This is a genomic window from Methanosarcina barkeri 3, from assembly GCF_000970305.1.
Taxonomy (GTDB): domain Archaea; phylum Halobacteriota; class Methanosarcinia; order Methanosarcinales; family Methanosarcinaceae; genus Methanosarcina; species Methanosarcina barkeri_A.
Map to the genome: position 1 here is coordinate 621,708 of NZ_CP009517.1, position 25,480 is coordinate 647,187.

General features: G+C 40.3%; 16 protein-coding genes and 2 pseudogenes. 11 read left to right on the forward strand and 7 right to left on the reverse strand.

Annotated elements, in window-relative coordinates:
• Window positions 1-99: 99 nt before the first annotated feature.
• A complete protein-coding gene (locus MSBR3_RS02605; protein ID WP_155396674.1) occupies window positions 100-366 on the reverse strand; it encodes a hypothetical protein in 267 nt (88 codons plus the stop codon).
• 264 nt (window positions 367-630) lie between these two features.
• Between MSBR3_RS02605 and MSBR3_RS02610 the strand changes: the two genes are divergently transcribed.
• The 4 genes from MSBR3_RS02610 to MSBR3_RS02625 all read left to right on the forward strand — a co-directional run bounded on the left by MSBR3_RS02610 (window position 631) and on the right by MSBR3_RS02625 (window position 6,217).
• Entirely contained in the window at window positions 631-2,025 is a 1,395-nt protein-coding gene (locus tag MSBR3_RS02610; RefSeq protein ID WP_048106264.1) for an alanine/glycine:cation symporter family protein, read from the forward strand.
• Window positions 2,026-2,497: 472 nt separating this feature from the next.
• On the forward strand, window positions 2,498-3,961 hold the full coding sequence (locus MSBR3_RS02615; RefSeq protein WP_230627715.1) for a COG1361 S-layer family protein: 1,464 nt from the start codon (window positions 2,498-2,500) through the stop codon (window positions 3,959-3,961).
• Window positions 3,962-4,192: 231 nt separating this feature from the next.
• On the forward strand, window positions 4,193-5,398 hold the full coding sequence (locus MSBR3_RS02620; RefSeq protein WP_048106266.1) for an ABC transporter permease: 1,206 nt from the start codon (window positions 4,193-4,195) through the stop codon (window positions 5,396-5,398).
• A 189-nt stretch (window positions 5,399-5,587) separates the two neighbouring features.
• Window positions 5,588-6,217, forward strand: a complete 630-nt coding sequence (locus tag MSBR3_RS02625) for an ABC transporter ATP-binding protein (protein ID WP_196297040.1) — start codon at window positions 5,588-5,590, stop codon at window positions 6,215-6,217.
• 1,795 nt (window positions 6,218-8,012) lie between these two features.
• On the opposite strand, the gene MSBR3_RS02630 is transcribed toward MSBR3_RS02625, so the two are convergent.
• Entirely contained in the window at window positions 8,013-8,198 is a 186-nt protein-coding gene (locus MSBR3_RS02630; RefSeq protein ID WP_048106270.1) for a hypothetical protein, read from the reverse strand.
• A 771-nt stretch (window positions 8,199-8,969) separates the two neighbouring features.
• On the opposite strand from MSBR3_RS02630, the gene MSBR3_RS02640 reads away from it, so the two are divergent.
• Complete coding sequence (locus tag MSBR3_RS02640) at window positions 8,970-10,565, forward strand: DEAD/DEAH box helicase (protein WP_230627717.1); 1,596 nt, start codon at window positions 8,970-8,972, stop codon at window positions 10,563-10,565.
• Complete coding sequence (locus tag MSBR3_RS02645; protein ID WP_048106274.1) at window positions 10,552-12,510, forward strand: DUF790 family protein; 1,959 nt, start codon at window positions 10,552-10,554, stop codon at window positions 12,508-12,510. The genes MSBR3_RS02640 and MSBR3_RS02645 overlap by 14 nt, the downstream gene beginning before the upstream one ends.
• A 155-nt stretch (window positions 12,511-12,665) precedes the next feature.
• Here the strand turns inward: MSBR3_RS02645 and MSBR3_RS02650 are convergent, their stop codons facing one another.
• Together MSBR3_RS02650 and MSBR3_RS02655 are read right to left on the reverse strand one after the other, a co-directional pair.
• Window positions 12,666-13,544: an SDH family Clp fold serine proteinase gene (locus tag MSBR3_RS02650; protein WP_230627719.1), complete on the reverse strand. Its 879-nt coding sequence runs from the start codon at window positions 13,542-13,544 to the stop codon at window positions 12,666-12,668.
• 206 nt (window positions 13,545-13,750) lie between these two features.
• Window positions 13,751-14,068 (reverse strand): DMT family transporter, encoded by a 318-nt coding sequence (locus MSBR3_RS02655; RefSeq protein ID WP_048106276.1) that lies wholly within the window; start codon window positions 14,066-14,068, stop codon window positions 13,751-13,753.
• A gap of 410 nt (window positions 14,069-14,478) precedes the next feature.
• Between MSBR3_RS02655 and MSBR3_RS02660 the strand changes: the two genes are divergently transcribed.
• Window positions 14,479-15,567: a radical SAM protein gene (locus MSBR3_RS02660; RefSeq protein WP_048106277.1), complete on the forward strand. Its 1,089-nt coding sequence runs from the start codon at window positions 14,479-14,481 to the stop codon at window positions 15,565-15,567.
• Window positions 15,568-15,736: 169 nt separating this feature from the next.
• Here MSBR3_RS02660 and MSBR3_RS02665 read toward each other — a convergent pair whose 3' ends face one another.
• Entirely contained in the window at window positions 15,737-16,477 is a 741-nt protein-coding gene (locus MSBR3_RS02665) for a class I SAM-dependent methyltransferase (protein WP_080942173.1), read from the reverse strand.
• 607 nt (window positions 16,478-17,084) lie between these two features.
• On the opposite strand from MSBR3_RS02665, the gene mtbC reads away from it, so the two are divergent.
• From mtbC to MSBR3_RS02680, 3 genes and pseudogenes are all read left to right on the forward strand, one after another.
• Window positions 17,085-17,729 carry a dimethylamine corrinoid protein MtbC gene (gene mtbC, locus MSBR3_RS02670; protein ID WP_048106279.1) on the forward strand — a complete coding sequence of 215 codons (645 nt, stop codon included), beginning with the start codon at window positions 17,085-17,087 and terminating at the stop codon, window positions 17,727-17,729.
• 59 nt (window positions 17,730-17,788) lie between these two features.
• Window positions 17,789-19,192: pseudogene (mtbB, locus tag MSBR3_RS02675) on the forward strand ([dimethylamine--corrinoid protein] Co-methyltransferase).
• Between the two features lie 76 nt (window positions 19,193-19,268).
• Window positions 19,269-20,744, forward strand: a complete 1,476-nt coding sequence (locus tag MSBR3_RS02680; RefSeq protein ID WP_048109929.1) for an APC family permease — start codon at window positions 19,269-19,271, stop codon at window positions 20,742-20,744.
• 277 nt (window positions 20,745-21,021) lie between these two features.
• On the opposite strand, the gene MSBR3_RS19870 is transcribed toward MSBR3_RS02680, so the two are convergent.
• Window positions 21,022-21,177 carry a hypothetical protein gene (locus MSBR3_RS19870; RefSeq protein WP_155396676.1) on the reverse strand — a complete coding sequence of 52 codons (156 nt, stop codon included), beginning with the start codon at window positions 21,175-21,177 and terminating at the stop codon, window positions 21,022-21,024.
• A 325-nt stretch (window positions 21,178-21,502) separates the two neighbouring features.
• On the opposite strand from MSBR3_RS19870, the pseudogene MSBR3_RS20855 reads away from it, so the two are divergent.
• Window positions 21,503-21,625, forward strand: a pseudogene (locus tag MSBR3_RS20855) (RNA-guided endonuclease TnpB family protein); the annotation flags it as partial.
• A 39-nt stretch (window positions 21,626-21,664) separates the two neighbouring features.
• Here the strand turns inward: MSBR3_RS20855 and MSBR3_RS02685 are convergent.
• A complete protein-coding gene (locus tag MSBR3_RS02685; RefSeq protein ID WP_048106281.1) occupies window positions 21,665-22,966 on the reverse strand; it encodes an ATP-binding protein in 1,302 nt (433 codons plus the stop codon).
• Between the last annotated feature and the right edge of the window lie 2,514 nt (window positions 22,967-25,480).

Consider the following 25,480-nt stretch of genomic DNA (forward strand, 5'->3'; position numbering starts at 1 on the left):
AAACATTAATTTGATTTTCAAAATACTAACAAGATTCTCAAAATAATAAATTTATTTTAAAAAGAAGAATCTGTTTTTAAATGTACTAAAAAAGTAAATTTAGGAAGTTTCAACATCCATTTCGATGCCTCCAACCCTTTTTGCAACAAGAGTATATATTGTGCCAATAAGAAGTCCCACTATTGCTCCTGCAATCCCATAAAACACAACGAAGAATACAATTGCAAATATGCCTTCAATAAGACCCATCCCATCCATACTCAGTATGAAAAGCATAATCGGTGAAAAGATGATGGCAAGTGAGAGATACATAATACTCAGGACTTTTGCCAGAGACATACTATTTAACGATGTGATACGCATCATATAATACCCCCTAAATATCTAACAATCTGTAAGTATAAAAATTTATTCTGTTAGGCAGTTGAAGAAAGTAACTTTTTACCTGGAAGATTCTCCAATCTTTTTGCCTATGAGGATGTTTTTCCGAATATTTTAAACCGGAATTCGGTTTTACACAGTTAATTCCTGAACATCAATGTTTAAGACCAGCCTGGAACAAATACTGAGTTAAGACGATGTCTTTTCCAAAAGTATCTTTTTACTTTCTGGGGGCTGGCTTGAACGGAACTGTCGGGTGTTAACGTACTTGAGATCTTCACATGGGTAGATCAGCTAATCTGGGGACCGCCGCTTCTGGTTTTACTTGTGGGAACCGGGATTTTCCTGACCTGGAAACTCGGGATGGTTCAGGTCTTCAGGTTGCCTCTTGCACTCAGGTATGTGCTTAACTCTAGAAAAACCGAAATTGGAGTACAGGGGGACATTTCGAGTTTTGGGGCACTGAGTACTGCACTGTCCTCAACTGTTGGAACTGGAAATATAGTTGGGGTTGCAACTGCAATAAAAACAGGAGGTCCAGGCGCTCTTTTCTGGATGCTTCTTGCAGGTTTTTTCGGGATGGCAACCATGTACTCCGAGTCCCTACTTGCAGTCAAATACAGAGTGACTGATTCAAAAGGGCAGATGTCAGGAGGGCCCATGTATTATATAAAAAACGGGCTTGGGCAGAGGAAGTATAGCCAAACTCTTGCTGCAGCTTTTGCTTTTTTTGGGATGAACGTAGCTCTCTTCGGGATAGGGACTTTTCCGCAGGTAAATTCCATTGTTGATTCTGCAAGGATTGCCTTTAATATCCATGAAACTCTGAGCGCTTTTGTGATAAGTCTGCTTGTAGCGTTTGTAACACTTGGCGGAATCAGGAGAATTGCAGGCGTTGCCCAGCTTCTAGTGCCTTTTATGGCAATAAGCTATGTATCGGGATGCCTGATAATTATTGGGTTAAATTTTGAGAAGATACCTGAAACTCTCAATTTGATAGTAAACGCTGCATTCACAGAAACTGCCGCAAAGGGCGGTTTTCTTGGAGCAGGAGTAATGCTTGCAGCCAGAATGGGAATTGCACGAGGAATTTTCTCAAACGAGTCCGGCCTGGGAAGTGCTCCGATAGCCGCTGCAGCTGCAAAGGTAAAAGAGCCGGCCAGGCAAGGGCTTATTTCCATGACAGGAACTTTCTTTGATACTATTATCATCTGTTTCATGACAGGAATCATCCTGATCGTCACAGACTCCTGGACAGGTGACCTTGCAGGTGCCTATATGACAAGCTATGCTTTTTCCACCGTACTTGCGGAGTTCGGAAATTACATAGTAACAGTCGGGCTCATTTTGTTTGCCTTTACAACAATTCTTGGGTGGAATTACTATGGTGAACGCTGTACGGAATTCCTCTTCGGTGTAAAAGGAATTCTTCCTTACAAAATTCTTTACATTCTAATTGTTGCCTCAGGTGCCTTCATGACCCTCGATGTTATCTGGGTACTTGCTGACATCGTAAACGGGCTCATGGCTATTCCAAACCTTATTGCTCTGCTGGCTCTGCGAAAAGTTGTTACTATCGAGACCAAGCAGTATTTTGAGAAACTTAAGGCTGAAGCCTCGAATTCGGGAGAGATACCAAAATAATCCGGCTGGAAAAACCTTGCTGAAACACAGATTTTTTTTCAATCAACCGTTGACCCGAAACCGTTGACCCGAAACCGTTACGCCGGTTTATCACGCCTATAGGGTTAGGGGATAAGATTTCCAAATCCAAACGTCATCAGGGATTTTCGGTCAAGCCTTTTTTCAAAAGGGTTGCAGTTAAGCCTTTTTTCAAAAGGGTTGTGATCACTCCGTCATACCGTTTTAGATTAGCAGTGTTTTTCGCTCAAGCCTTTTTTGAAAAGGCTTGCGGTCAAGCAGTTTTTTGAAAAGGTTTGCTGAAACCGTTGCGCCGGTTTATCACGCCGGATAGGGTTTGGGGATAAGGTTCTCAAATCCAAATGTTAACTCGTCGTTTTCGCTCAAGCCTTTTTTGAAAAGGCTTGAAATACAACAGATTACAGGTTGCAAATAAAGTGTAATCGTTATAAACCAGGCATGAGGACTGTTACATATGAATCATGCTTATCAAGAAAAGCTTTCCTGTACAAGGAAAAAGAAGTGTAAGTTAATAGGTCGAATGCTCGTAAATCGAAGACAGGTAGGTAAAATGTCGAAAGATCGGATATTGGTAGACGAAATGCCAGGAGACCGAAATTCGGTAGATAAAATCCTGGGAAATCAAAGATCAGTAAATTATATGCCTGGAAATCCAGGGTCCGTAATTAGAATACTAGCAGATAAATGCTCCACATTGTCTCTTTATTTTTTAGTTACCTTATTGATGATAACTATCTTTCTGACAGGCCCGGCTTCTGCAGTTGTAGTGTCAGGAAACACCCATCTTGTAGTCGATGTCTCGGAAATCAACCCTAATCCTGCCAGGCCTGGGGAAGATCTGCTCATAAAAGTTAATATACAGAATGCCGGAGATGAGCCTGCAGAGAACGTGATAGTAGGGATTGAGGAAATTCATCCTTTCGTTTTTAAATATAGCACGTCAGAAATTTATGGTTCCGGAACAAACACGGAAAGAAATTTTCGGATTGAACAGATAAGGCAGCGTTCCAAGGTAGAACTGAGCTTCTATTTGAGGGTAGACCCTGAGACTGAGTCCGGAGTCTATCAGACTGAGTTTACTATCAAAGACAAAAGCGGAACAAGTTTTTCCAGAAGAATTCCTGTTAGGGTAGAAGGAAACCCGGATCTTGTGCTTGGCGGCAGTGAGATTCTTTCTGTAAGTGAGGATAATTCCTCTTCAGAAGCCATAGTTCCTGGACAGGAGTTTTACCTGAGGACATCAGTTAAGAATGCAGGAAACGGGAACGCAAAAAATGTAAGGGTAATTCTTAACCTCAACAATTCGTCACCTTTAATTCCACTAGAGGACAATGTCTGTTTTTTTGAGAATCTGAGTGCAGGCAGTTCTAAAAACCTCTCGTTCAAACTTCTTCTGGGCAGCAATGCCGATGTGAAGCCTTACAGGATTCCATTGCGGATAACAGCCTCGAATAATACTGAGACTTTCCAGATAGACAAGATCCAGGAAATTGGAATTAACGTGCTTAATCGGGCGCAAATTGATATTTCAAGCCTGAAATTTGATCCGGAGATACCTGTGAAAGGACAGCAGGTATCCCTGACTTTAAGGCTCGAAAATGTTGGAGAAGGTGAAGCTCGTTCGGTCAAAGCCAGGCTTGAGGGACTTAAGGGCAGTGGAAGCACGAATGCTTTTCTCGGGCGTCTGGATAAAGACGATGATGCTCCTGCAGTATTTACATTCACTCCTGGAAAAACCGGTGATCAGAACGTGACCCTGCTGGTGGAGTATGAGGATGATTTTGGTGAGCACCAGGTTAGCGAGAACCTGACTTTTAATGTGAAAAACCAGGAAGGAAGCATTCCTCCAATTGTGCTCGGAGCAGTCCTGGTCCTTGCATCTGTGACCCTTTATATGAAAAAGAAAGGTAAGCTCTAAAATTCCGAGAACAAGAGTCCTGGAACTAATAATTTCGAAAACAAGAGTCCTGGTATATCTTGGAACTAATAATTTCGAAAACAAGAGTCCTGGTATATCTTGGAACTAATAATTTCGAAAACAAGAGTCCTGGTATATCTTGGAACTAATAATTTCGAAAACAAGAATCCTGGAATTAATAATTTCGAAAATAAGCCCTAAAAAAGAATTAACCAGAAAGGATGGCCTATTATGCTTGAAAAAGCGAGAGTTTCCTTCTTCCTTGCCAGCCGCTCCATAACAAGGGGCAATAAAGGGATTACAATCTTTACAGTTTTTGTCCTGACTCTGATCTTTATACAGCTTGTGCTTTTCTCAAGCATGCTGGCTGGGATTACGCTCAAGTTCAATGAACTTATGGTGAATTTTCAGACCGGAAACGTCGTAGTCGAACCAAAGGAAGAAGAACGCTATATAGGGGACGCATCAGCCCTCCAGAAGAAGATAGAAAGTCTTCCGCAGGTAATAGGAACCTCGGCTCGCCTGAAAACGACTGGAAACTTCCGCTATAAACAGAAAGAAATGGGAGCTACGGTTTATGGGATAGATCCTGCGGACGAGATCTTCGTAACAGGCCTTGAAGATGCTATAATAAGTGGGGATTTTCTGAGCAGGCCTGATAGAGGAGAGATAATTTTGGGCAGGGAGGTCTCAGGAGGTTTCGGAGCCCTTATGGAATCTAAGTCTTTAGGAGGTGTGGAAGTAGGAGACACCGTTGAACTTACAATCGGAGGCGTAACCCGAGAGTTCAGGGTAAAGGGAATCTACTCAACGCGTTTCTTCATGGCTGATGCCTCAGCCTATCTTACAAAGGCTGATCTTGAAGAACTGATGGGGATTGAGGGCAGAGACTTTGCCCAGGAAATAGCCGTTAAAACCGCAGACGGCACGCCTGAGTACGATACTAGGACTGCACTCCTCTCTCTTGGCATTGGTGAGAATATCCGTACCTGGCATGAATTTGCAGGTATCCTCCGACTGATCGAAAACACGCTTGGGCTGGTCCGGAATATTATGAACGCAATCGGCCTGCTAATTGCTTTTGTGATCATCTTTGTGGTTATTTACGTAAATATCGTGAATAAAAAAAGACAGATCGGGGTTCAGAAAGCAATAGGGATAGAACAAAATGTGATAATTGCATCCTTTGTGCTCCAGGCCATGCTTTACGCAGGTGCGGGTGTTATACTTGGCTACGTGTTTGTGCGTTTCGGACTTGTACCTTATACTGTTTCCCACCCTGTGGAAGTCCCGCTTGGCTCTATGAGCCTCAGGCTGGACAATGCAGAGGCCTTAAATCGGGCAGTCCTCCTGTTCCTTTCTTCTGTAGTAGGCTCGGTAATTCCTGCGTACAAACTGGCTCAGAAAGATCTTCTTGACCTGATCTGGGGCAAATGAATGGGATAAATAAAGGGTGAAACTATGGAAAAAATCCGAAAGCAGACTGAAGATGCAGTAAAAAGTATGGATGAAATCCGAAAACAGACAGAGAATACAGTAAAAAGTATGGATATAATCCGAAAATCGACAGATGATACTATTACAGACGCTATTATCGAAGGTATAGATATCACACGCACTTTCAAGATGGGAGAGGTAGAGGTTCGGGCCCTGCGCAGAGTAAACGTAAGAATCCGGCGTGGAGAATTCATTGCAATCATGGGTCCGAGCGGTTCAGGCAAAACCACACTTTTAAACCAGCTTGGCCTGCTTGATACCCCAAATTCGGGAAAGGTCATTATAGACGGTTCGGATACCTCCAGACTGTCCGACAGCGAAAAGGGCAAATTCAGGCTGCATAACCTGGGCTATGTTTTTCAGGACTATGCTTTACTTCCCGAGCTCAATGCCATGGAAAATGTCTATATCTCCCTTATGATGCAGGGCAAAAGTAAAACCGAATGCGAATCCGCAGCTGCAGAAATTCTTGCCGCAGTTGGCCTTGGCGACCGCCTTCAACAACTCCCTTCTAAAATGAGCGGAGGCCAGCAGCAGAGAGTTTCAATTGCACGGGCTCTTGCCCATTCCCCAGAAGTCCTTTTTGCAGACGAGCCCTGTGCCAACCTTGACTCCGAGACCTCAAAGGAAGTTCTTGACCTTTTCGGGAAGTTCAATCAGGAAAAAGGACAGACAATTGTAATGGTTACCCACGAAGAATGGCATGCCGAATACGCAGACAGGGTAATTAGGTTGAAAGATGGGATCGTTCAGGAGTGAGCATACTTCACAGACTGGGTTTCTAATAACATTGTGATTATTAAGACTTATACTGATGATATACAAAATTAAACTGCGAACACATACATTATGACTTTAAGATTGGCTTTATCATATCTGAAACCATTCAACAGATTAAAGATCTATGTAAGTTCATAAATTATACAAGAACAGGCAACAAAAAGTTAATTGTTGAGTAAACTTCAACTCCGTTTAGATTGAAGAACGATTACGAAAATATTGAATAACTTCAAAATTAAGCGAAATAGTGGGTTACCTGTACACTTTATTAAACTGCATTCAATCGCTTACTGTTTTTGTTTTCGGGAAATTTGGTTATGTTCCCGTGAAAGATTACGTTTTTCAGACCTTTTACACTTTTCGGATTCTTCTTAATTTTCCCAAATCACTCTAAACATTGTCAGTTTCTCAGCAATGTCTGCAATCTATATAGCGCTAAATTTCAATTATGGGAAGGAAGTATCTACATGTTTTCTGAGCCCGTGCTGGTAAAATATAAAAAGCTTATTTGAAGAACTATCACGGCTTTTACGACTCTTTTTTGATCCGTTTCCTGGTGTAATTTGCGCAATAATACAATCATTAACCCAATGAAATAATCACTATATTAATAAGCTGAGGTTATCTTGATACACAAAAAAAAGAAAATCAAATAAGATTAACTGTTAAAAATATTATATACAATGACTACGTATTATAAATTGCGTTCTCATCCCTTTAACACCCCACTAGCAAAAAGCACCTACTCCAGAACATTACTCCACTATAAAAGGGATAAAAAGAGAAACTCGCAACGCATGAGTCAAGTACCTCAATACCTCTTCCCCAACTACAACAAAGTGAGTCTCTTGAATACCATTCGGAACTCCCAGGTTTTTTCGGATGAGAACGCCACCTCATTTTTAAAAAAGTTGTAACTATCCAGGCACTGTAAATCGATATTAAAAGCCTAATTAACCGATATTAAGAGCTTTAATTGACAGATCTCTATGCCCAAAGTCGGTATTAGTTGCCCATTTTTAGTGTATCTTACTAGTTACAAAGAATTTTCAGGATTCGAATCTATTTACCTGAGTTCCGTTTAGAGATGACAGAGTCCTTTTTCGGATAAATTAGCCTTTTATAATGCCTTTTATAATGGTCTCTAGAATAGTTTGACCTTTTTCTTTGTTTACCTTACGGTAATCAGATGTAACATTTACATCCAGTTACATAGGGTACCGTAGCTTAATGCTATAATGTTAAACCAATAAAGAAACATTAAATCTCTATATCAACAAAATAGAGTTAGGATAATATTACTTGTTAAAGATATTATATAGGATGAGAGCATAGTATAATTTGCGTTCTCATCTATAAGACCACATAGCAAGACCTATTCCACAAGAAATACTTCAACGCCTACTCCGAAAAATCTACTCTAAAAGTGAAGAGATAAGAAACTCGCAACCCGTGAGTCTAACACCAAACCTCTTCCTGAACAAGACCTAATAAGTGCCGTTCGGAACTTCCAGAAATACTCAGATGAGAACGCATATCTTTTTTATAAATTATTAAAAGATTTCCGGCCTGAAAGAAAATCCATGCTGAAGTTAATGCATTCACCTGTGTTTCTTTTTCCAAATATGCAGCAAAAAAATAAAAAATAGACTTTACAGAACTGGTAGACTGAAAAAAATTAAAAAAAAACGATAGGACAATTGCTTTAATCTACTCAAAATTGCTTTAATCTTATCAATAAACAAGTAAAAGATAAAAAAAGTTAAAAATAGAGTTATAAAGCTATAGTCTCGCTCTCTTTTTTTCGCTTGAAAATAGCAGTCACTTTGCCTTCTTCATTGATATCGTTCCTGATTAAAACCAGTTCCCAGCCTTCATTCCCTATTCTTTCAAGTTCGACCATCATCTCTGGCATTATTACGTCAAGTTTGCGAGTATCATACTCCCATAGATGTATCATTTAATAGTCCCCCAGTTAACGATAAAGATAAATTTTTTAATGTTTATATTGGAATAAAACTATAAATAACCTGAACAAAAGAAAAAAAGAAATCAGGTATTTGCCTCAAGCGAAGTTATCTTTCCTTCTTCAGCCTTATTTATCGGATTTCCCATTTTCCGAATCTTATTCCTTAAAACGAGTTTTCCACCTTAGAATTAGAGAACCCTGAAGCCACGGACTTAAAATCTATGCATAAAGAAATTTTGGCAAAAAATTTTGGCCAGGTTTTTAAGGATTGTGTAAATCATTGCGTCGTTTACTCTCGCCGGATAGGGTTTAGGGACAAAGCTCTCAAATTCAAACATTGCCAGTTTTTTTCAATCAAACCTTTTAAGGACCCAAAAAGAAGTTCGGGTAAATCAGATTTCCCCAAGCCAGTTGAAGATTTAGCTTTTCATATCATAATTCAACTGGATTGACTCCGATAGTCATCTTGTTTATAATTCAGCCCTCTTGAGCTAACGAAGTGAGCGAAAAGGGCCCCGTCCTCCCGAGACGGAACTCGGGTAATTCAGCCCTCTTGAGCTAACGAAGTGAGCGAAAAGGGCCCCGTCCTCCCGAGACGGAACTCGGGTTACGGAACTCGGGAAGTGAAACTTATTTATTCATAAATTAATCCGCTTGAGCGAAGCGAAACGGAACCGTCCTCCCGAGACGGAACTCGGGTTATGGAACTCGGGTGACCGATAACTCAATTATTATATATAATGTCCAGACTTTTAATAAACAATGATCAAAATCAGTTTCAAGCAGGGAACACTTCTTATAGAAGGTAATGTGAGAGTTCCCAGTGCAGTCTGGGATGAAAGAAGCGGAAGTTTCAGGGCTCTTGCTCTTTATTACAGAGATATAATAAATTATCTGAAAAATTCTAAGGTTCAATTTAAAGACGAAGTTCTTGACCTTCTTCCATGTCCGGATTTAGCAACAGCTTATGAAACTTCCGGAAAGAAACTTAAGTTAAGGGATTACCAGGCCGAGGCTCTTGTAACCTGGGGAGAAAACAATAGATGGGGAGTGCTTGTCCTGCCAACAGGGAGCGGAAAAACTCTTGTTGGAATAAGGGCAATTGCAGGCTGCAACACTCCTGCCCTTGTGGTTGTCCCGACGCTTGACCTGCTTGAACAATGGAAAAAACAGCTTGAAGAAGCTTTTTTAACGGAAATAGGAAAACTTGGGGGTGGGGAGAAGAAAATTCTTCCGATAACCGTTTCCACATATGACTCTGCTTATATTCATGCCGAAACTCTTGGGAACAGATTCGGCCTCCTTGTTTTTGACGAAGTACATCATCTGCCTGCAGCCGGATACAGGAGCATTGCCGAGTTTTCCGCAGCGCCTTACAGGCTTGGGCTAACAGCCACTTACGAACGGGAAGATGAGTTACACTCGGAGCTTAGCAGGCTTGTAGGGGGAAAAGTATACGAAAAACACGTATCGGAACTTGCAGGCAGCCACCTTGCCCCTTACATGATCAAACGGATAGCTGTTGCACTTACGGATGAGGAAAGGAAAGAATACGACAAATTTTATTCGGTTTATACAGATTATCTCCGCAAAACCGGAATAGTCCTTCAGGGTCCAGGGGATTTTCAGAAACTGGTCATGAGAAGTGGAAGAGATCCTGAAGCCAGAAAAGCCCTTCTTGCAAGAAACACAGCCAGAGAACTTGCTTTCAATACCGACTCAAAACTTGAAAAACTTAACGAGATCCTTAAAGCACATCGGGAAGACAGGATCTTCATTTTTACAGAACATAACCGGCTTGTCCACCGGATTTCCAGGGAATTTCTCATTCCTGCAATTACCTACAGGACGCCTGCAAAAGAAAGGAATTCCATCCTTGAGAAGTTCAGGGAAGGAAAATACAGAGCTGTGGTCACTTCAAAGGTGCTTGACGAGGGAATTGACGTTCCTGAGGCAAATGTAGGGATTATAGCAAGCGGCACAGGGAGCAAATTAGCATATGTCCAGCGCCTTGGAAGGATTCTCAGAAAGAAAGAAGGAAAAGAAGCCATACTCTACGAAATTATAACTGAAGAAACGACAGAAGCCGGAACTGCCAGAAGAAGAAAAGAAGCTGTTTCAAGCCGAAAAGGCTCTGGAAGTCCAGTGCAGAAAAAACAGATGAAGAAAGAATCAGAAAAGGAAAAACAGATGAAAAAAGAATCAAAAAAGGAAAACCAAATTAGAAATGAGCCAGGAAAGGAAGGCCAAATAACTAAAGAACAAGGAAAAAGAGACCAAATAAGCAACGAAGAAGGACACGAAAGCCGGATAAATAAAGAAAAAAGCTTCGGAGGCGGCTCACCTGCTCACTTCTGACCTTCTTGTAACCCGCATTTCCGGAGGGAAAATAAAGCCTGTATACGCAGCTTTTGATCCCGAAAACCTGGAACTTTCAAGGCTTTTGATAGAAACTTTCGAGCAGCATATCGGAAAAACCTATGGGGATCTTCTGGCTGAACTTGATGGTTACGAGGAAATGAATTACCGCTTTATCAGGGGGCTTTCCCAGCTGCTTGGAAGACGCACCGTTATAGAAACGGATGCAGCCGTTGACCCTTCTCTGGCAAGGGAAACGGTTTTTGAAGCCTGCGGTGGCATGGCCCTTTCTCCTGTCGAGAAAAAAGAAGCTCTGCAAAAAGCTGCAAAAAAGCTTTCAATTTCGGTAAAGGAACTTGAAAAGGCACTCTGGGCGGACCTTGAGGAAAACCAGATCGTCAAAAGTTTCGTACCCTTTTCTCCGGCAGAACTCCTGAAACAGTACAATATTTCCCTAACTCAGACTCTGCTCTTTAAAGCAGTTGACCTCGACATCTGGATAAAAGGCGATTTTCAGAAAATCCTCTGGAAAATTCTTCGTTCCGGGCTTATGTACTCCCTTGAAGATACTGAAGAGGAAAGAGGAAAAATCGATAGAGAAAGCTATAGGGATAAAGAAGGAAAAGAAGAAAGTGAAGGAAAAAATAAAGAAGGAAAAAATAAAGAAGGAAAAACCAAAGAAGGAAAAATCAAAGAAAAATTTGACGAACTAAAAGCCGTCCACCTGCATCTTGATGGGCCCGCTTCTCTTTTTCGGATATCGGAACGCTATGGGAACTCCTTTGCAAAAATCTTTCCTGCCCTGTTAAAATCAAAAGGCTGGAGGCTCAAATCAGGCATTCTTCACAAAGGTTACCAGGGGAAGCGTGTCCTGGATTTTACCCTTGACGACTCGGAAAAGTTTTTCAAAATTACTTCTGAAGCAGCCATGTACCCTGAGACTACTTCTACGGGGATTCAAATTAAAGAAGAAAAAGGAATATATGAAGCCGAAAAAGAAACCGGAAAAGAAGCCGGAAAAGACGTCGAAATTAAGGAAATCGACGCCGAAGAAGAGGTCTATGACAGCACGCTTGAAAAGATATTTGGCAGCCTCAGTTTGGGAAGCTGGAAGATTAAAAGGGAGCCAACGATTCTTAAAGCCGGAAAATACGCTTTTGTCCCGGATTTCTCCCTTCAGAGAGATGGAATGAGGGTATATCTGGAAATAGTGGGATTCTGGACCCCCGAATATCTTGAAAATAAGATTGAGAAACTCAAGCAGGTAAAGGAACCTGTGATTCTCCTGATTGACAGGAAACTCAAGTGTTCTGAAAAGGATTTCCCTTCGCAGGAAGTTATCTTCTTTGACAAAAAAATCCCGGCAAATGAAGTCATGCAGATACTCAGGAAGTACGAGGAAAAAAAGCTTTCAGAAGACCGGTTAAGACTGGAGGATATGGAATTCCCTATTTCAGGAGAACTGATAAACCTTGAAGAAATCGCAACCGGAAAAGGAGTTATGCCGGATGCCTTAAAGAAAGTGGTTGCAGACAGGCTTGCAAAGGCTGGAGTACTGGAGAAAGCTGGGGAATTAGAAAAATCCGGAAAATCAGAACGGGCAGGAGATTTAGGAAAAGCAAGAGAGTTAAAAGAACTCAGAGAGTCAGGAAAAGCCAAAGAATTCGGAAAAGCCAAAGAATTCGGAAAAGTCGAAGATCTGGAGAAATATCGAGGTTACGTTCTCCTCGAGAACTACTTAATTCACAGGAAGCTGCTTGAGAAAATCGATCTGGAACTTGAAGAACCAGGGGCAGTAGAAACTTATGCTGATGCAGCAAAGGTCTTTGAAGGTTTCGGGCTTGACCGCAGCCTCTACTATCCTGTGCTTGACTATCTGAAGTATAAGGTTATCTGGACAGGGCTGAGTGAAGAGGATGCAAGAGTGAGGAAAGCAGGAGTTTGAATAAAACTCACAGGAGCCTGAACAAAAGTTTTAGAGAAATAACAGGTTAAACAAATATTATAAATGATAACGTATAAATTTTAACAGATTATAAACTTCTTTCCAAGTCCTAAACTTCTCTAACTTCACGTCTCAAGCTAATTTCATTCCATTTTTTACTCAGCGTATTCCACACTCTTTTTTACAGGCTTGAAAAGCTTCATAAACTCGTGCACGTCCTCCGGAAAATCCGTACTGACGGCAAGCCCGATTTCTTTTGCCTCGCCAGCTGAGAGAGGAGCACTGTGGATCATTTCTCCGCTGACCAGTTTTTCAACCACTTCATCGAGCCTGCTTTCTCCGGTGGGACCTGGCTGGATTTTGCCTTCAAGAAGTTCTTTTGCGACATTTCGTGTGAGTCTGAGGGCTTTTCTTGAGATATCGCTAATAACAAGAGTTGTATCGTCGGCTTTTTCTTTTTTAGTTTCTGCGGCATAAATCCAGGAAGGAGCTGGATAAGTCCCGCGCAGGAGATCTCCTACCTGGGGATCGATCGGTCCGATAACCGCATCTTTGTCCATCACGATTTCATTTGCTGCAAGAGCTATAATTGTGCCTCCTGACATCGAATAGTACGGAATAATAACTTTCGTATTTTTCGGGTGCCGCCGCAGGGCGCGTGCAATCTGGATACTGGAATGGAGCTGCCCGCCAGGAGTATGCAGGATCAACTCAAGCGGATAATCTTTGTATTTTCTTATCCAGCGCAGGATCTGTTCGGCATCTTCCTCATCTATGTACTGGTAGGCAGGCAGCCCGAAAAGAGAGATTGCCTCTCGCCTGTGAATCATAGTAAGTACTTTGCAGCCGTGGCTTTTTTCCAGAGCTTTCAATTTTGCCATGCGCCGCAATCGGATTTGTTTTATCTGAGATTGCGGATAAATTATTGCATAGAGAAACAGGAGTACAAATAAAAGGGACATCAAGTCCCAGAGACTAATTGTCATGCTGTCAAGCGTAACCAGAATATTCCCCCAAAAACCTCCTGAGGTCACCTTTAAAGCTAACTTTTGACTACCTGATCAAAAGGTAAGATAAAATCTAAAATGAAATAACTCTCAGGTTTAATCCCATAATAAATTGTCTTGCAGGTTTTTAATTTTTGGCTCCCCACTGCAGAAAAGGGCTGCCTTCAAGGAGTATAGGAAAGATCCTGAAAAAGAACAGGACCTCTGTAATGTATTATGCAGACTGCAACTTATTATGAAGAAACTATTCTAAGCCCGATTATCCCTGAGAATATCAGAATTATACAGAAAGCCCTGGCAAAGTCCATGGGTTCATTAAAGAGAAGGACACCGAGAATAGTTGTGCCGATAATCCCTATTCCGGTCCAGACTGCATAACTGGTCCCTATTGGCAGAGTTTTCAGGGCCTGGGAAAGGAAATAGAAGCTAAGAAACATGCATAAGATGGTAAGGATGCTTGGATAAAGCTTTGTAAAACCTTCAGTATACTTCAGCCCGATTGCCCAGGCTGCCTCAAAAAGACCTGCGATAAAAAGGAAGATCCATTCCATTTTTGTTCTCAACCTGCTCATGTAAATTTTAAGGATTGCTTGAAGATAGCAGCTAAAATGTGTTAAAAACCTTTTTCTTCTTATAACCTTGCCTGCGACAAGCCTGAAAAACTCGTATAGTTTCTAAAATATATATAATACCTATTAACTCAAAGCTGAGAAACCAGAAAAATTCGAAATTAGGAATCAAGGATCATAAATCTTAACTGAGAGAATCAAGGATCATAAATCTTAACTGAGAATTAGAACTAAGAATTAGAACTGAAAATCGAAACAAGAAATCAAAATCAGGGATTAGAACTGAGAATCAGAACAGGAAACCAGAACTAAGTATCAGAAATATATATTAGAGTTAAGACTCGGAAGAAATAGACAATAAGCCTTTAACCCATGCGGAATAATATTCCAGTATGGCAGCCCCGAAGTACCTGAAACGTTACTTTAAGGTGCACAGAGATGAAATGCCTGCCCTTTTTAAAATATCCGAAAGGATTCCGGTCCAGTTTGATCCGGGCATGCCGCTTGAAGAACTCAGGAAAATTCATAGCAATGAGATCGTAGAGTATCGAAAACTTAAAGAACACCTTGAACTAGAAGCCGCAAAAGCCCTCAACTATAAAGATGCGAATGACAGGCTGGCACTTTTTACAAGAAGCTTCCTGGCACTTCCGAAAGCCAGTCCCTCTCTTCTTGACATTAAAGTTGAGATTGCAGACAGAATGCTGTCTAATTGCCAGTGTTGTGGGTGGCGTTGTGAGGTTGACCGGAAAGCCGGTGAAAAAGGCTTCTGCAGGCTAGCTGATACTTCCAATTACGCTTCTGAGTTTCTGCACATGGGAGAGGAACCTGAGCTTGTACCCTCTCACACGATCTTTCTTACAGGTTGTGCTTTTGCCTGCGTTTACTGCCAGAACTGGGATCTCTCAACTAGTCCTGAAGCCGGAACCCGAATTGAGTCCAGGAAGCTTGCAAAACTGATCGACCTTCGGAGAATGCATGGGGCCAGAAACGTGAATTTCGTTACCCCTACTCCACATACGCATACTGTGCTAAAGATAGTGCGGGAAATCTCTGTAAATACGCCTGTGATCTGGAACTCAAATATGTATCATTCCCCTGAAGTTGCAGAGCTCCTTGAAGGAGTTGTGGATGTTTACCTGGGAGATTTTAAGTACGGAAATAATGCATGTGCCCGGAAATATTCAAAAATAAAAAATTACCTGGAAATCGTACAGCCAAATTTTGAATTTGCCTATAAAACCGCAGAAGTTCTCCTTCGCCACCTTGTCCTTCCAGGCCACCTGGAATGCTGTACAAGGCCAATTGCCGAATGGGTTGCAAAACATATCCCACAGACCAGGTTCAACTTGATGTTTCAGTACAGGCCATGTTACCGGGCTATGGAATATCCGGAAATTGGACGCCTCTTGACTCCGGAAGAAGAGGTTAAGGCGATAAAGATTGTAAGAGAGGCAGGGATTGAGGACTTACTGGTCTGATAGCAGATAGTACTGGTCTGGTCACAACATAGTTAGATATGATAGTTAGATATGATAGTTAGATACTATTAGATGATCTGATCACAGCCATTCCGTTAGATATAGTTAGAAAATATTAGATAGAATTGGCCTGCTATTGAGCAAGATTTAGTTCACAATGCATTCCCGCTTAAGTTCGAAACATTATTGCATGATATTTATATTCGTAGTACATTGATTGTACATAACACATCTCAAAATCATTTTTGTTTGCAATTTTCTGAATTTTGTAAGGGTTGTGGGTAAAACCGGAAATATCTCTTGGACGATTTTTTAAGGTTGCTGTGACTGAAGTCTGAAAATCGCAACCTATCCTGTATAAGGCTTTTAAAAGTCCAGCATTCGGTGTAAACACTCCTAGTTTCCATAATGGGTATAATCGTGGGTCCAGTATGTCAAAAAATACTATTTTACCGTCCGTACTGAGATACTCTGATGCCTTAGCAAGAAAGTCATCAATTTCTTCAAAGGTTAAGTACTGGACTACGCCAGCTGCAGTTATTCGATCAAAGTCTGAGTCCAGGTTCTCCCAAAGAGTCTCATGGTCCGCAAGTATAAGGTCGATATTATTATATTTTCTTTCACTGATCCTTTTACTTGCTTCTCCAAGCATGGATGGGGAAAAGTCTACTCCTAAAAGCTGTTCATATTCAGGGGCATAGTAAGTCAGGAGTTCTGCCGAGCCACACCCGAAATCAAGCAGCGTTTTGCCTCCATCTAGGTGGAATAATTTTTCTCTTGCTTCCATAGCAAGAAACTCTTCAGACGAATATCTATGTCCTCCGTGTGTCTTATCCTTAAAAAAGCCTTCCCAGATGCTTTTTGGTTTTGTATGCATCTTTTTCGTGTGTTTTCTACTTTTAACTTCCATACTTCCTTCCCCCAATATAACTCTTTAGATGATTAATTCTTTAATTTACGGTTTGGCAAATATGTTTAACAATATGTTATTTCCTAAATGCATTAACTCTTAATGAGGTAACCAGAGATTTTTCAATTAATTTATTAGATAGAAAAATAGCGTATTCTATTTTCTTCAAGAAAGAATCTCCAGGTCCCTTTATCTTAAGGACAGTAAACTGTTTTCTTCCCTTACCTATTAATATTCCTATTAGATAATTAAATATATATTTGATCTCTGAAAAGATAATATTACTGAGAGATACTAACTTAGGTCTACAAACCGTAAAATTTTACGAAAATATTTAGTATCAAACTATTTCCAATTTTAGTATTTTTAAAAATTAAAAAATATTCTTGACAAGTTTTACTATTCACTTTATTTTTTATTTTATTCTCGTATTTATATTTTTTATACTTTATTATATACTTTTAGAAAATTATATATATTATTAATAGGAAATAACTTACCGCCTTCCTATTAAATATGAAAACAATCGTCAGTCACTCTTTGATAAGTAAGGGACAGAAAAAAAAGGGACAGAAAAAAAGGGACAGAAAAAAAGGGACAGAAAAAAATGGCAGATACAGAAGCGTTACTCTTCGAGATTGCTGATGCGGTAATCTCCTGTAAAAAGGAAAAAGTAATCGAAACGGTAGGAAAAGCGAAGTTAAAGCTCCCTCCTGAAGAAATCATAGAAAAAGGCCTTTCTGCAGGCATGAACCAGGTAGGAATTCTTTTTGAAAGAGGAAAACTTTTCCTGCCTCATGTAATGATGGCAGCCGATGCAATGACTGCCGGGGTAAAACTTCTTGAAGAAGATTTACCAGCAGGCACACAGGGAAAGAAAATTGGTGTTATCGTAAACGGGACAGTTGAGGGCGACGTCCACGACATTGGCAAGTCAATAGTATCAACAATGCTCCAGTCTTCTGGTTTTGAGGTATATGATCTTGGTAGGGATGTGCCTACGAGGAGCTTCATCGAAAAGGCAAAGGAAGTCAATGCTGACATAATTGGAATTTCCGCTCTTATGACGACAACCCTTCAGGGACAGAAGGACGTAATTGAGCTCCTCAAAGAAGAAGGACTAAGGGATAAAGTAAAAATTATGGTAGGCGGAGCCCCTGCAACTCAGGCCTGGGCTGACAAAATAGGTGCCGATTGCTACGCCGAAAATGCAAGCGAAGCTGTGGCAAAAGCAAAAGAACTGCTACTTTGAACTTCAACTCTCGATAAACTCGGTTAGTCTAAACTAAATTCATTTGAAAGAGGATAAAAATGGCAACTGAATACGCTTTGAGAATGGGAGACGGAAAACGTGTCTTCCTTACCAAAGAGAAAATCATGGCTGAGATCGAGGCCGGAACTGCTAATGCTGCCGACCTTGGTGAGATCTCTGCCCTCAGCGCCGATGAAATTGACAAGCTTGCAGAAATTCTTATGATGCCAGGCAAGGCTGTAAGTGTCGAGCAGGGCATGGAGATTCCCGTAACGCACGACATCGGCACTATAAGGCTTGACGGTGACCAGGGTAACAGTGGTGTCGGTATTCCTTCCAGCCGCCTGGTTGGCTGCATGACTCACGAGCGTGCTTTCGGTGCCGACACAATGGAACTCGGACACATTGATTACAGTTTTAAGCCTGTAAAACCTGTCGTATCAAACGAGTGCCAGGCAATGGAAGTCTGCCAGCAGAACATGATCATCCCATTGTTTTACGGCGCAATGCCAAATATGGGACTGTATTATACCCCTGATGGACCATTTGAGAATCCCGGCGACCTTATGAAACTATTCAAGATCGATAAGGCAAAAGAATCAATGGAACATGCTGCCGAACACCTTACTAGAGACACTATCTGGGTTATGCAGAAGCTTTTTGCCTCCGGTGCAGATGGAGTTAACTTTGATACAACCGGTGCAGCAGGCGACGGAGATATGTACGGCACACTGTATGCAATTCAGGCACTTAGAAACGAGTTTCCTGATATGTATATCGAAGCCGGAATGGCTGGCGAGATGGTACTGGGTATGCACGGAGAACTGGAATATGATGGAGTACGGCTCGCAGGTTTGTGGCCTCATGAACAGGCTCCACTTATTGCAAAGGCAGGAGCAAACGTTTTCGGGCCAGTATGCAACACCAATACCAGCAAAAGCTCAGCCTGGAACCTTGCTCGTGCAGTTACCTTCATGAAGGCAGCTGTCGAGGCGTCTCCAATTCCCTGTCACGTTGACATGGGCATGGGCGTTGGCGGAATTCCTATGCTCGAGACTCCTCCTATTGATGCGGTTACCAGAGCAAGCAAGGCAATGGTAGAAATTGCAGGCGTAGACGGCATATAGATCGGGGTCGGCGACCCATTGGGTATGCCGATTTCCCACATAATGGCTTCAGGTATGACTGGAATAAGGGCTGCAGGAGACCTTGTTGCAAGGATGGAGTTCTCAAAGAATATGCGCATAGGCGAGGCAAAAGAATACGTGGCAAAGAAACTCGGGGTCGACAAGATGGACCTCGTAGACGAGCATGTTATGCGAGAGCTGCGTGAAGAACTTGATATTGGAGTAGTAACTTCAGTACCAGGTGCTGCAAAAGGTATTGCTGCAAAGATGAATATTGAAAAGTTGCTTGATATTAAGATTAATTCCTGCAACATTTTCAGAAAACAAATTGCCTGAAAAAAATCTGAGCAAAGGTGATTTTACGACTAGTAACAACTCTCCTTCTCCTTCTCAAACTTGCCCTCAAACTGACCTGAATACGGCAGGAGACTGCAGCAGGGCACACTGCGAGCCAAAGGAGCTTGAAAGAAGTATTGACTGGAAGCAAGGGCTTGCAATAGCTCTTGGTGTTCCTTTGTTAATCCTACCGTCTATAGGTTATTTTACAGGCTATGTCTGGGCCTTTTCAATAATATTATGGGGCCTGACTATTTTACTTGGCTTTATCCAGAACATCGCATTCGGAGAGCTTTCAACGGTTTTTCCGAAGGCTTCGGGCTTGCCAGGCTATACCCAAACCGTTTTTGGCTCAAATTCGAATAAAATCAATCAAGGAAAATTTAAGTTTGGTAAATTCATAGGCGGTTTCAGCGCCTGGAGTTACTGGTTCGGCTGGAGTCCTGTACTTGCGATTTATGCGATCCTGATAGGAGACTACCTTCAGGGCTTGATACCAACTCTTTCTGTAATCCCCAAGACATTGCTTTCCTTATTGGTAGGTGGATTTATCTTTGGCACACTTGGAATTATAAATTCAAAAGGGCTCAAGAATGGAGCAAAAGCAGGGTACATTTTAGCGGTAGTATCTTTGATTCCTCTTATGGTTATTACACTTGCTCCATTCCTTACAGGGGATTTTCATATTGCTAATATTACAGGCTCATGGTTTCCTGTTGACTGGACCTGGGATCTACAGCACGTACTCATTATTTTCGGGCTTTTCGCAATGGCAGAATGGAGTGCCTGTGCCTGGGAAACCGCAGCAATTTACGGGCCAGAATACAGGAACCCCAATACTGATACTCCAAAAGCACTACTAGTCTGCGGAGGAATCTGTCTCGTGCTTTATGTATTGGTCCAGACATCTGTAATAGGCACTCTTGGAGTTAATGAAGTACTTGCCCAGCCTGTGTCTCCTATGCTTCCTCTTGCAAATCTTTCTCTGGGCTCTATTGGGGCTTCCATCTCGATAATAATGCTTATTGGAGCCATGCTACTGATTATACAGACTGCATTTCTCTCCTCTGCAAGGTCAATTTATTCGATGTCAATTCAAGGCAACCTTCCTGCATTTTTAAGCAAACTTAATTCTCATGGGCACCCGATGAACGCGATGGCTGCCGATGCCATGTTCAATATGTGTTTAATCCTTTTGGGAAATCCTACTGCAATTCTTGCAGCTTCTGCAATCGGATATATGTGTGCTAACGGGATCAGTCTCTATACGTATTTCAAGGTAAGGAATGACCCTGAGTTCTCAAAATTAGAAAGACCCTTTAAAGCCCCACGCGGCTGGAAAAACGTAGCACTGATTACGGCAATTTTGAATGTCCCCTTCTTTCTGGTAGGAATAATTTACCTCAACAGCCTTGAACTGGGATGGGCTACTACAGGGATAGGCTTTTTCGTGCTTTGTCTCTATATTCCGCTCTGGTTTTATTCCCAGAAAGAAGCAAAAGAGGAAAAAGCTGTGGAAAAAGATGCCATTTTTGGTGAAATTTCAGTGTAAGAAGCTTCAGTATAAAATGAGAATAGAAGCATCGAAATACAAACAGAGATTTGAGAATAAAAGAAGCCCGAACTATCCCTTAAGATTTACGATTTCGGGAAAAATCCCGAATAAAAAATTAAGTATGGAAAGTTCACTTTTCGGTTTCTTTTCATTTTTACCTTTTATTGCATGTTTCCGAAAGATTCGGAAGTTATTACAACGTTTTACATGAATGTTCTCTTTTTACTCGGTTCTTTCTCTATATTACGAATCGTAAAAGCTCTGATTTTTTAGCTCAGTGGATATAAGCGTCAACTTCAACCCTTATTCCGTATTTAACATTCGGCAGCTTCTTTACTACCTTTCTGATGGTAAATGCAAAACATCCCTCACTACATAGCGTCTTTTCACCCCATGATACTTTTACCCATATTTCTTTTGTGTTTTCCATGTTCTAAAAGAGTATCCGAAGACAGAAAGGCTCTAATAACGGGGCAAAAGCTAAACAAAGGCTTGCTGTGCTCCACGATAATAACAAATCAGATAAATGATTTCCAGAACAAACTCTCTTTTAGATTCGTTCCCTAATTTGACAGAAAAATAAAAATTAAAATGAAAAAAGGAGCTTCATGCTCCTGTTTTTACCCTAAATTTAATGTTTCTATATATTGTTCTCGATTTTTTGCTATTTTCATTTTCCGAAAAATTCTGCGTCAATAGTATACGTTTTTTGTAGAAAAATACTTTGTCAATTAATGAATTCTGTCAAATTTGGGTTCGTTAGCGAAAACCAGGCAATAGCTATGGAAACTCTGAATGTGAAAGATATGGTTAAAGATCATCACTTGGCACAGGCTATAAGTGATTTAGCACGGAGCAGTTTTGTGATAAAATTAGAATCAACCAAGAAGCCACTCAGTCTTTAGATGAGTGATAGTTCACTCTAGCATCCATTTCCATACCGGCTTAACCATGATTATTTTCTTTCCGTTTTTGCCGTTAACCTGGATGGTCTCTTCGTCGTCCATTGTTAGAACAAGCCCCTGTTCCAGGTCGTACTCATCCAGGGCTTCCATGAGTCCCAGAATTTCTCTTTCCCTCACTACAGGGTTTCCGAAGCAAACCGAGATCTGAATTGCAGCTGAAACTTTCTGACTGTCTCTTTCCTTAATAACAAAATCACATTCTCTTTTGTTCTGAAAGTAGAATACCTGTTTTTCCCTTCTCAGCAATTCAAGGAATACAAGGTTCTCAAATCTCAGCCCAAGACTGTCAGGGTAGCCTGGATATACTGCCTTGAAAAAACCTGTATCGCCTGCATAAATCTTGCAAGGAATGTCTTTTTCCTTCCCGCTTTCCTGCAGGCTATTGAGTTTTGGAACCCGATACAGCACGAAAATGTCCTCGAGATAGTTCAGATAGTTGTCTATTAGTTCATCATTCTCGATTCCACTAACTTTTTTCAGGGTCTCAAGAGAGTACTCCGAAGCCATATTCGAGATCAGGAATATGGTAAGTTTTTTTAATTTCTGGATATCATATCCGTATGCATCTCCTTTTTCTAACCCTTCTTCAAAATATTTACGGGAAAGACTGATGTCGTTGTTTTTGATTACATCCGGAAAACCACCGTTTTCGAAATACTGCAAAAACATACATAACAGTTCATCGCTGGAAGTGGTTAGAAAACCAGGCTCTTCAATTTCGTTACCTTTAATCAGCAAGTATTCCTTAAAAGAGAACGGGAAAAACTTTAAAATTTTACATCTACCTGGAAACCTGGAAGAAAACTCATTTATTAATTTTGATCTCGATGAAGTTAGATAAATTTCTGCCCCTTGCCTGTGAAGCCTGTCAACCCAGCTCTCCCACCCCTGAAGATTCTGGATTTCATCAAAAAAATAGAAAATTTGCCCCTCTCCGCCTTCAGTTTCTTTTTTGCGAATTTCGGCTGCAGTCTCCTCAATTGCCTGTAAATATCCAGATCCTAACTCCTGCATCTGATTGTTTTCAAAATCAATATAAATTTTTACTCCAACCAGGCTACTGGCAACCTGACTCATGAAAGTGGTTTTACCTGCATGAGCGGGCCCAGAGATGAGTTTAATTTCACTGCCTTCCAGGGAAAAGCAGGGACAAATCTCTCTGGGGATTAAATCTGGAATATTTTGAAAAAATTTCTGATGGCTGAAGATCAGGGTAAAAGGCTCTAATTTTTGCTTGTTATCAAAATTTTGCATATTATCAAAATAATTTATGAGGCGGAATTATATAGTTTTTCTGGCATTAACAAATTTCTCATCCGGTAATAACTTGAGAACATAAAACTGGAAAATTTACAAAATAGAAGAGATATTTGCAGGCTATTGAGCTTAAAATTTTCGCTGTCGGATAACGCTTTCTATAAGCACCTGTATAGGTAAGGTGTCAATTTAACGGGATTGAAAAAAATTCATGGAAACATATAAATAATTGGGCCAGTATGACCCACTTATAAATAAGGATGAGATCAGCAGTTAAATATGAGATCAGCAGTTAAATATGAGATCAGCAATTAAATATGAGGTTTCCTTTAACAGGGCTTTTTAGATTTCATTTGGTTTTTGGTTCATAAACTGTTTTTGTCTTCCCGCAACGTGTACACACGAAATACTTTTCTCTCACATTTGAAGAATAAATATTCAAACCACCGCTTCTTTTCCATTTATGCAGGCCTATAAAACATAAAATGCTTTTTCTTTTGGATTTCCCAGAAATCTGATATGGAGCTCTTGAGCTCAACAATTTCACTCCTGACTGACCTTCTGGAATTCAAGAAATTATTTCTATAAATAATATAAAACTATGTTTTAGTTTTTTATTAATATATTGTGCGCAAGTGGCCAAATATTTAATTTAACTTTGAGTTTGTTTCTTTTACATAGTTACTTCAAACATCAAAACAGAATTGGAATTGATTCAGCGTTTAACTCTTTGTGTGCCTGTTGTTACCTCGTGTCTTAAACTTTAAAATAGTTTTTGAATTTGCGGAGTTATTTCAGGATACAGCACTTTTACATAATTAGTTAACAAACAGACAATAAGCTTTAAAACACTTATAAAGCTTTGTACGTATACCTATATTCTTCCTTAATGTTTAAAAAATTCTGGTGCTCCAAGTAAATCTAATATATATGCATACACATATATATACATCCCAACGTGGGAATATTTGTAAAAAAAGTAAAATAGTCGTCGATTCGGAGTTACGGATTGCCCATCCTCTCTTAACGATGACTATTTTTTTCAGGTAATTTAAAGTAATTTTTTGTTTTAATAACAGGACTTACGCAATTGAACTAAAAAACCAACGACATAAAACCGTCAACTGTCCAAAATTTGGCTTTAAGCCACAGTCTTTGCCGTAATTGATTTTTTTCTTCAATTGCGTAATTTCTAAATCGGGTATTCCTAATCGGGTGCGGAGAAAAGCAGTTGTCTAGTTCTCAGTAGATGATCTGAGCGAACATTGACAACAACTCATGAAATTTCCAAACGATAGTAATTTCAGTTTTGTATTTTGTAATATGTAACATTTTTAATTCTTTTAACATGTGATATTTTTAATATATTAATATTCTGTCAAAGCCTATCTCAAAACCTTGAACTTGGAATCACTCTAATTTCTAACATGAAAATAGTATAAATTTGGGAATGGAATTGGTTTTAGGATAAACTCTTTCGTTGGCCGAAAACTACAAGTGTAGTCATCAGATATTAGCCGAGGACTACAAGAGAAAATCGTTTACACTTTCGTGTCTCGGTACAGGATTACTAATTATCTATCCTCTCTAGGAGAGTTTAGGAAATGCATTCATTAAGAGAAAATGCATTCATTAAAATAGCCAATGAATACACTGAATTGTGTACAATCAATGAAGTTAATACTTCCAATAGTCATTCTTGCTCTCCCTCCGGTTTAATTTCTAGATTCTAAATTAAGGATTGCCCATCCTCTCTTAATAATGGCTACTTATTTCATTCTTTTTTATGCATTTGTGGACTTTTGGGGCCTATTTTTGGAGTAAATGTTATGAGATAAATTTCTAGGAGCAGATAAAAACTTTATTAAAAATGTTTTTGGGTTTTCTTATCCTGCTAATAAGGATAAGAAAATGTTTACACTCTCGTGTCTCGATACAGGACTACTAATTGCCCATCCTCTCTTTAGGAGATTAGAAGTTAAAAAGACATTGGTTAAAGTCTCCGATGAAAGCTGCAATAGGTCCAACGCTTGCTATAGGTCCGATTGTAAGAGTAAATGTCATTCTAATTTTCCCCCTTATAGATTTTATTCTCAAAGACGACTATAAGTTAGAGTTTTATCTTAATATAAGAAAATGTTTACACTCTCGTGTCTCGATACAGAATTACTAATTGCCCATCTTCTCTTTCGGAGATTAGAAGTTAAAAAGACATTGGTTAAAGTCTCCGATGAAAGCTGCAATAGGTCCAACACTTGCTATAGGTCCGATTGTAAGAGTAAATGTCATTCTAATTTTCCCCTTATAGATTTTATTCTCAAAGACGACTATAAATTAGAGTTTTTTTATCTTAATATAAGAAAATGTTTACACTCTCGTGTCTCGATACAGGATTACTAATTGCCCATCCTCTCTTTAGGAGATTAGAAAGTAAAAACACATTGCATAAAGTCTCCGACGAAAGCTGCAATAGGTCCAACGCTTGCTATAGGTCCAATTGTAAGAATAAGG

Excerpts from the sequence above, each read along its gene's own strand:
- MSBR3_RS02655 (WP_048106276.1), bottom strand. The coding sequence starts at position 14,068 with ATGGAATGGATCTTCCTTTTTATCGCAGGTCTTTTTGAGGCAGCCTGG.
- mtbC (WP_048106279.1), top strand. The coding sequence starts at position 17,085 with ATGGCAGATACAGAAGCGTTACTCTTCGAGATTGCTGATGCGGTAATC.
- MSBR3_RS02665 (WP_080942173.1), bottom strand. The coding sequence starts at position 16,477 with ATGGAAGTTAAAAGTAGAAAACACACGAAAAAGATGCATACAAAACCA.
- MSBR3_RS02625 (WP_196297040.1), top strand. The coding sequence starts at position 5,588 with ATGGGAGAGGTAGAGGTTCGGGCCCTGCGCAGAGTAAACGTAAGAATC.
- MSBR3_RS02620 (WP_048106266.1), top strand. The coding sequence starts at position 4,193 with ATGCTTGAAAAAGCGAGAGTTTCCTTCTTCCTTGCCAGCCGCTCCATA.
- MSBR3_RS19870 (WP_155396676.1), bottom strand. The coding sequence starts at position 21,177 with ATGGAAAACACAAAAGAAATATGGGTAAAAGTATCATGGGGTGAAAAG.
- MSBR3_RS02615 (WP_230627715.1), top strand. The coding sequence starts at position 2,498 with ATGAATCATGCTTATCAAGAAAAGCTTTCCTGTACAAGGAAAAAGAAG.
- MSBR3_RS02660 (WP_048106277.1), top strand. The coding sequence starts at position 14,479 with ATGGCAGCCCCGAAGTACCTGAAACGTTACTTTAAGGTGCACAGAGAT.
- MSBR3_RS02685 (WP_048106281.1), bottom strand. The coding sequence starts at position 22,966 with ATGCAAAATTTTGATAACAAGCAAAAATTAGAGCCTTTTACCCTGATC.
- MSBR3_RS02630 (WP_048106270.1), bottom strand. The coding sequence starts at position 8,198 with ATGATACATCTATGGGAGTATGATACTCGCAAACTTGACGTAATAATG.
- MSBR3_RS02640 (WP_230627717.1), top strand. The coding sequence starts at position 8,970 with ATGATCAAAATCAGTTTCAAGCAGGGAACACTTCTTATAGAAGGTAAT.
- MSBR3_RS02605 (WP_155396674.1), bottom strand. The coding sequence starts at position 366 with ATGATGCGTATCACATCGTTAAATAGTATGTCTCTGGCAAAAGTCCTG.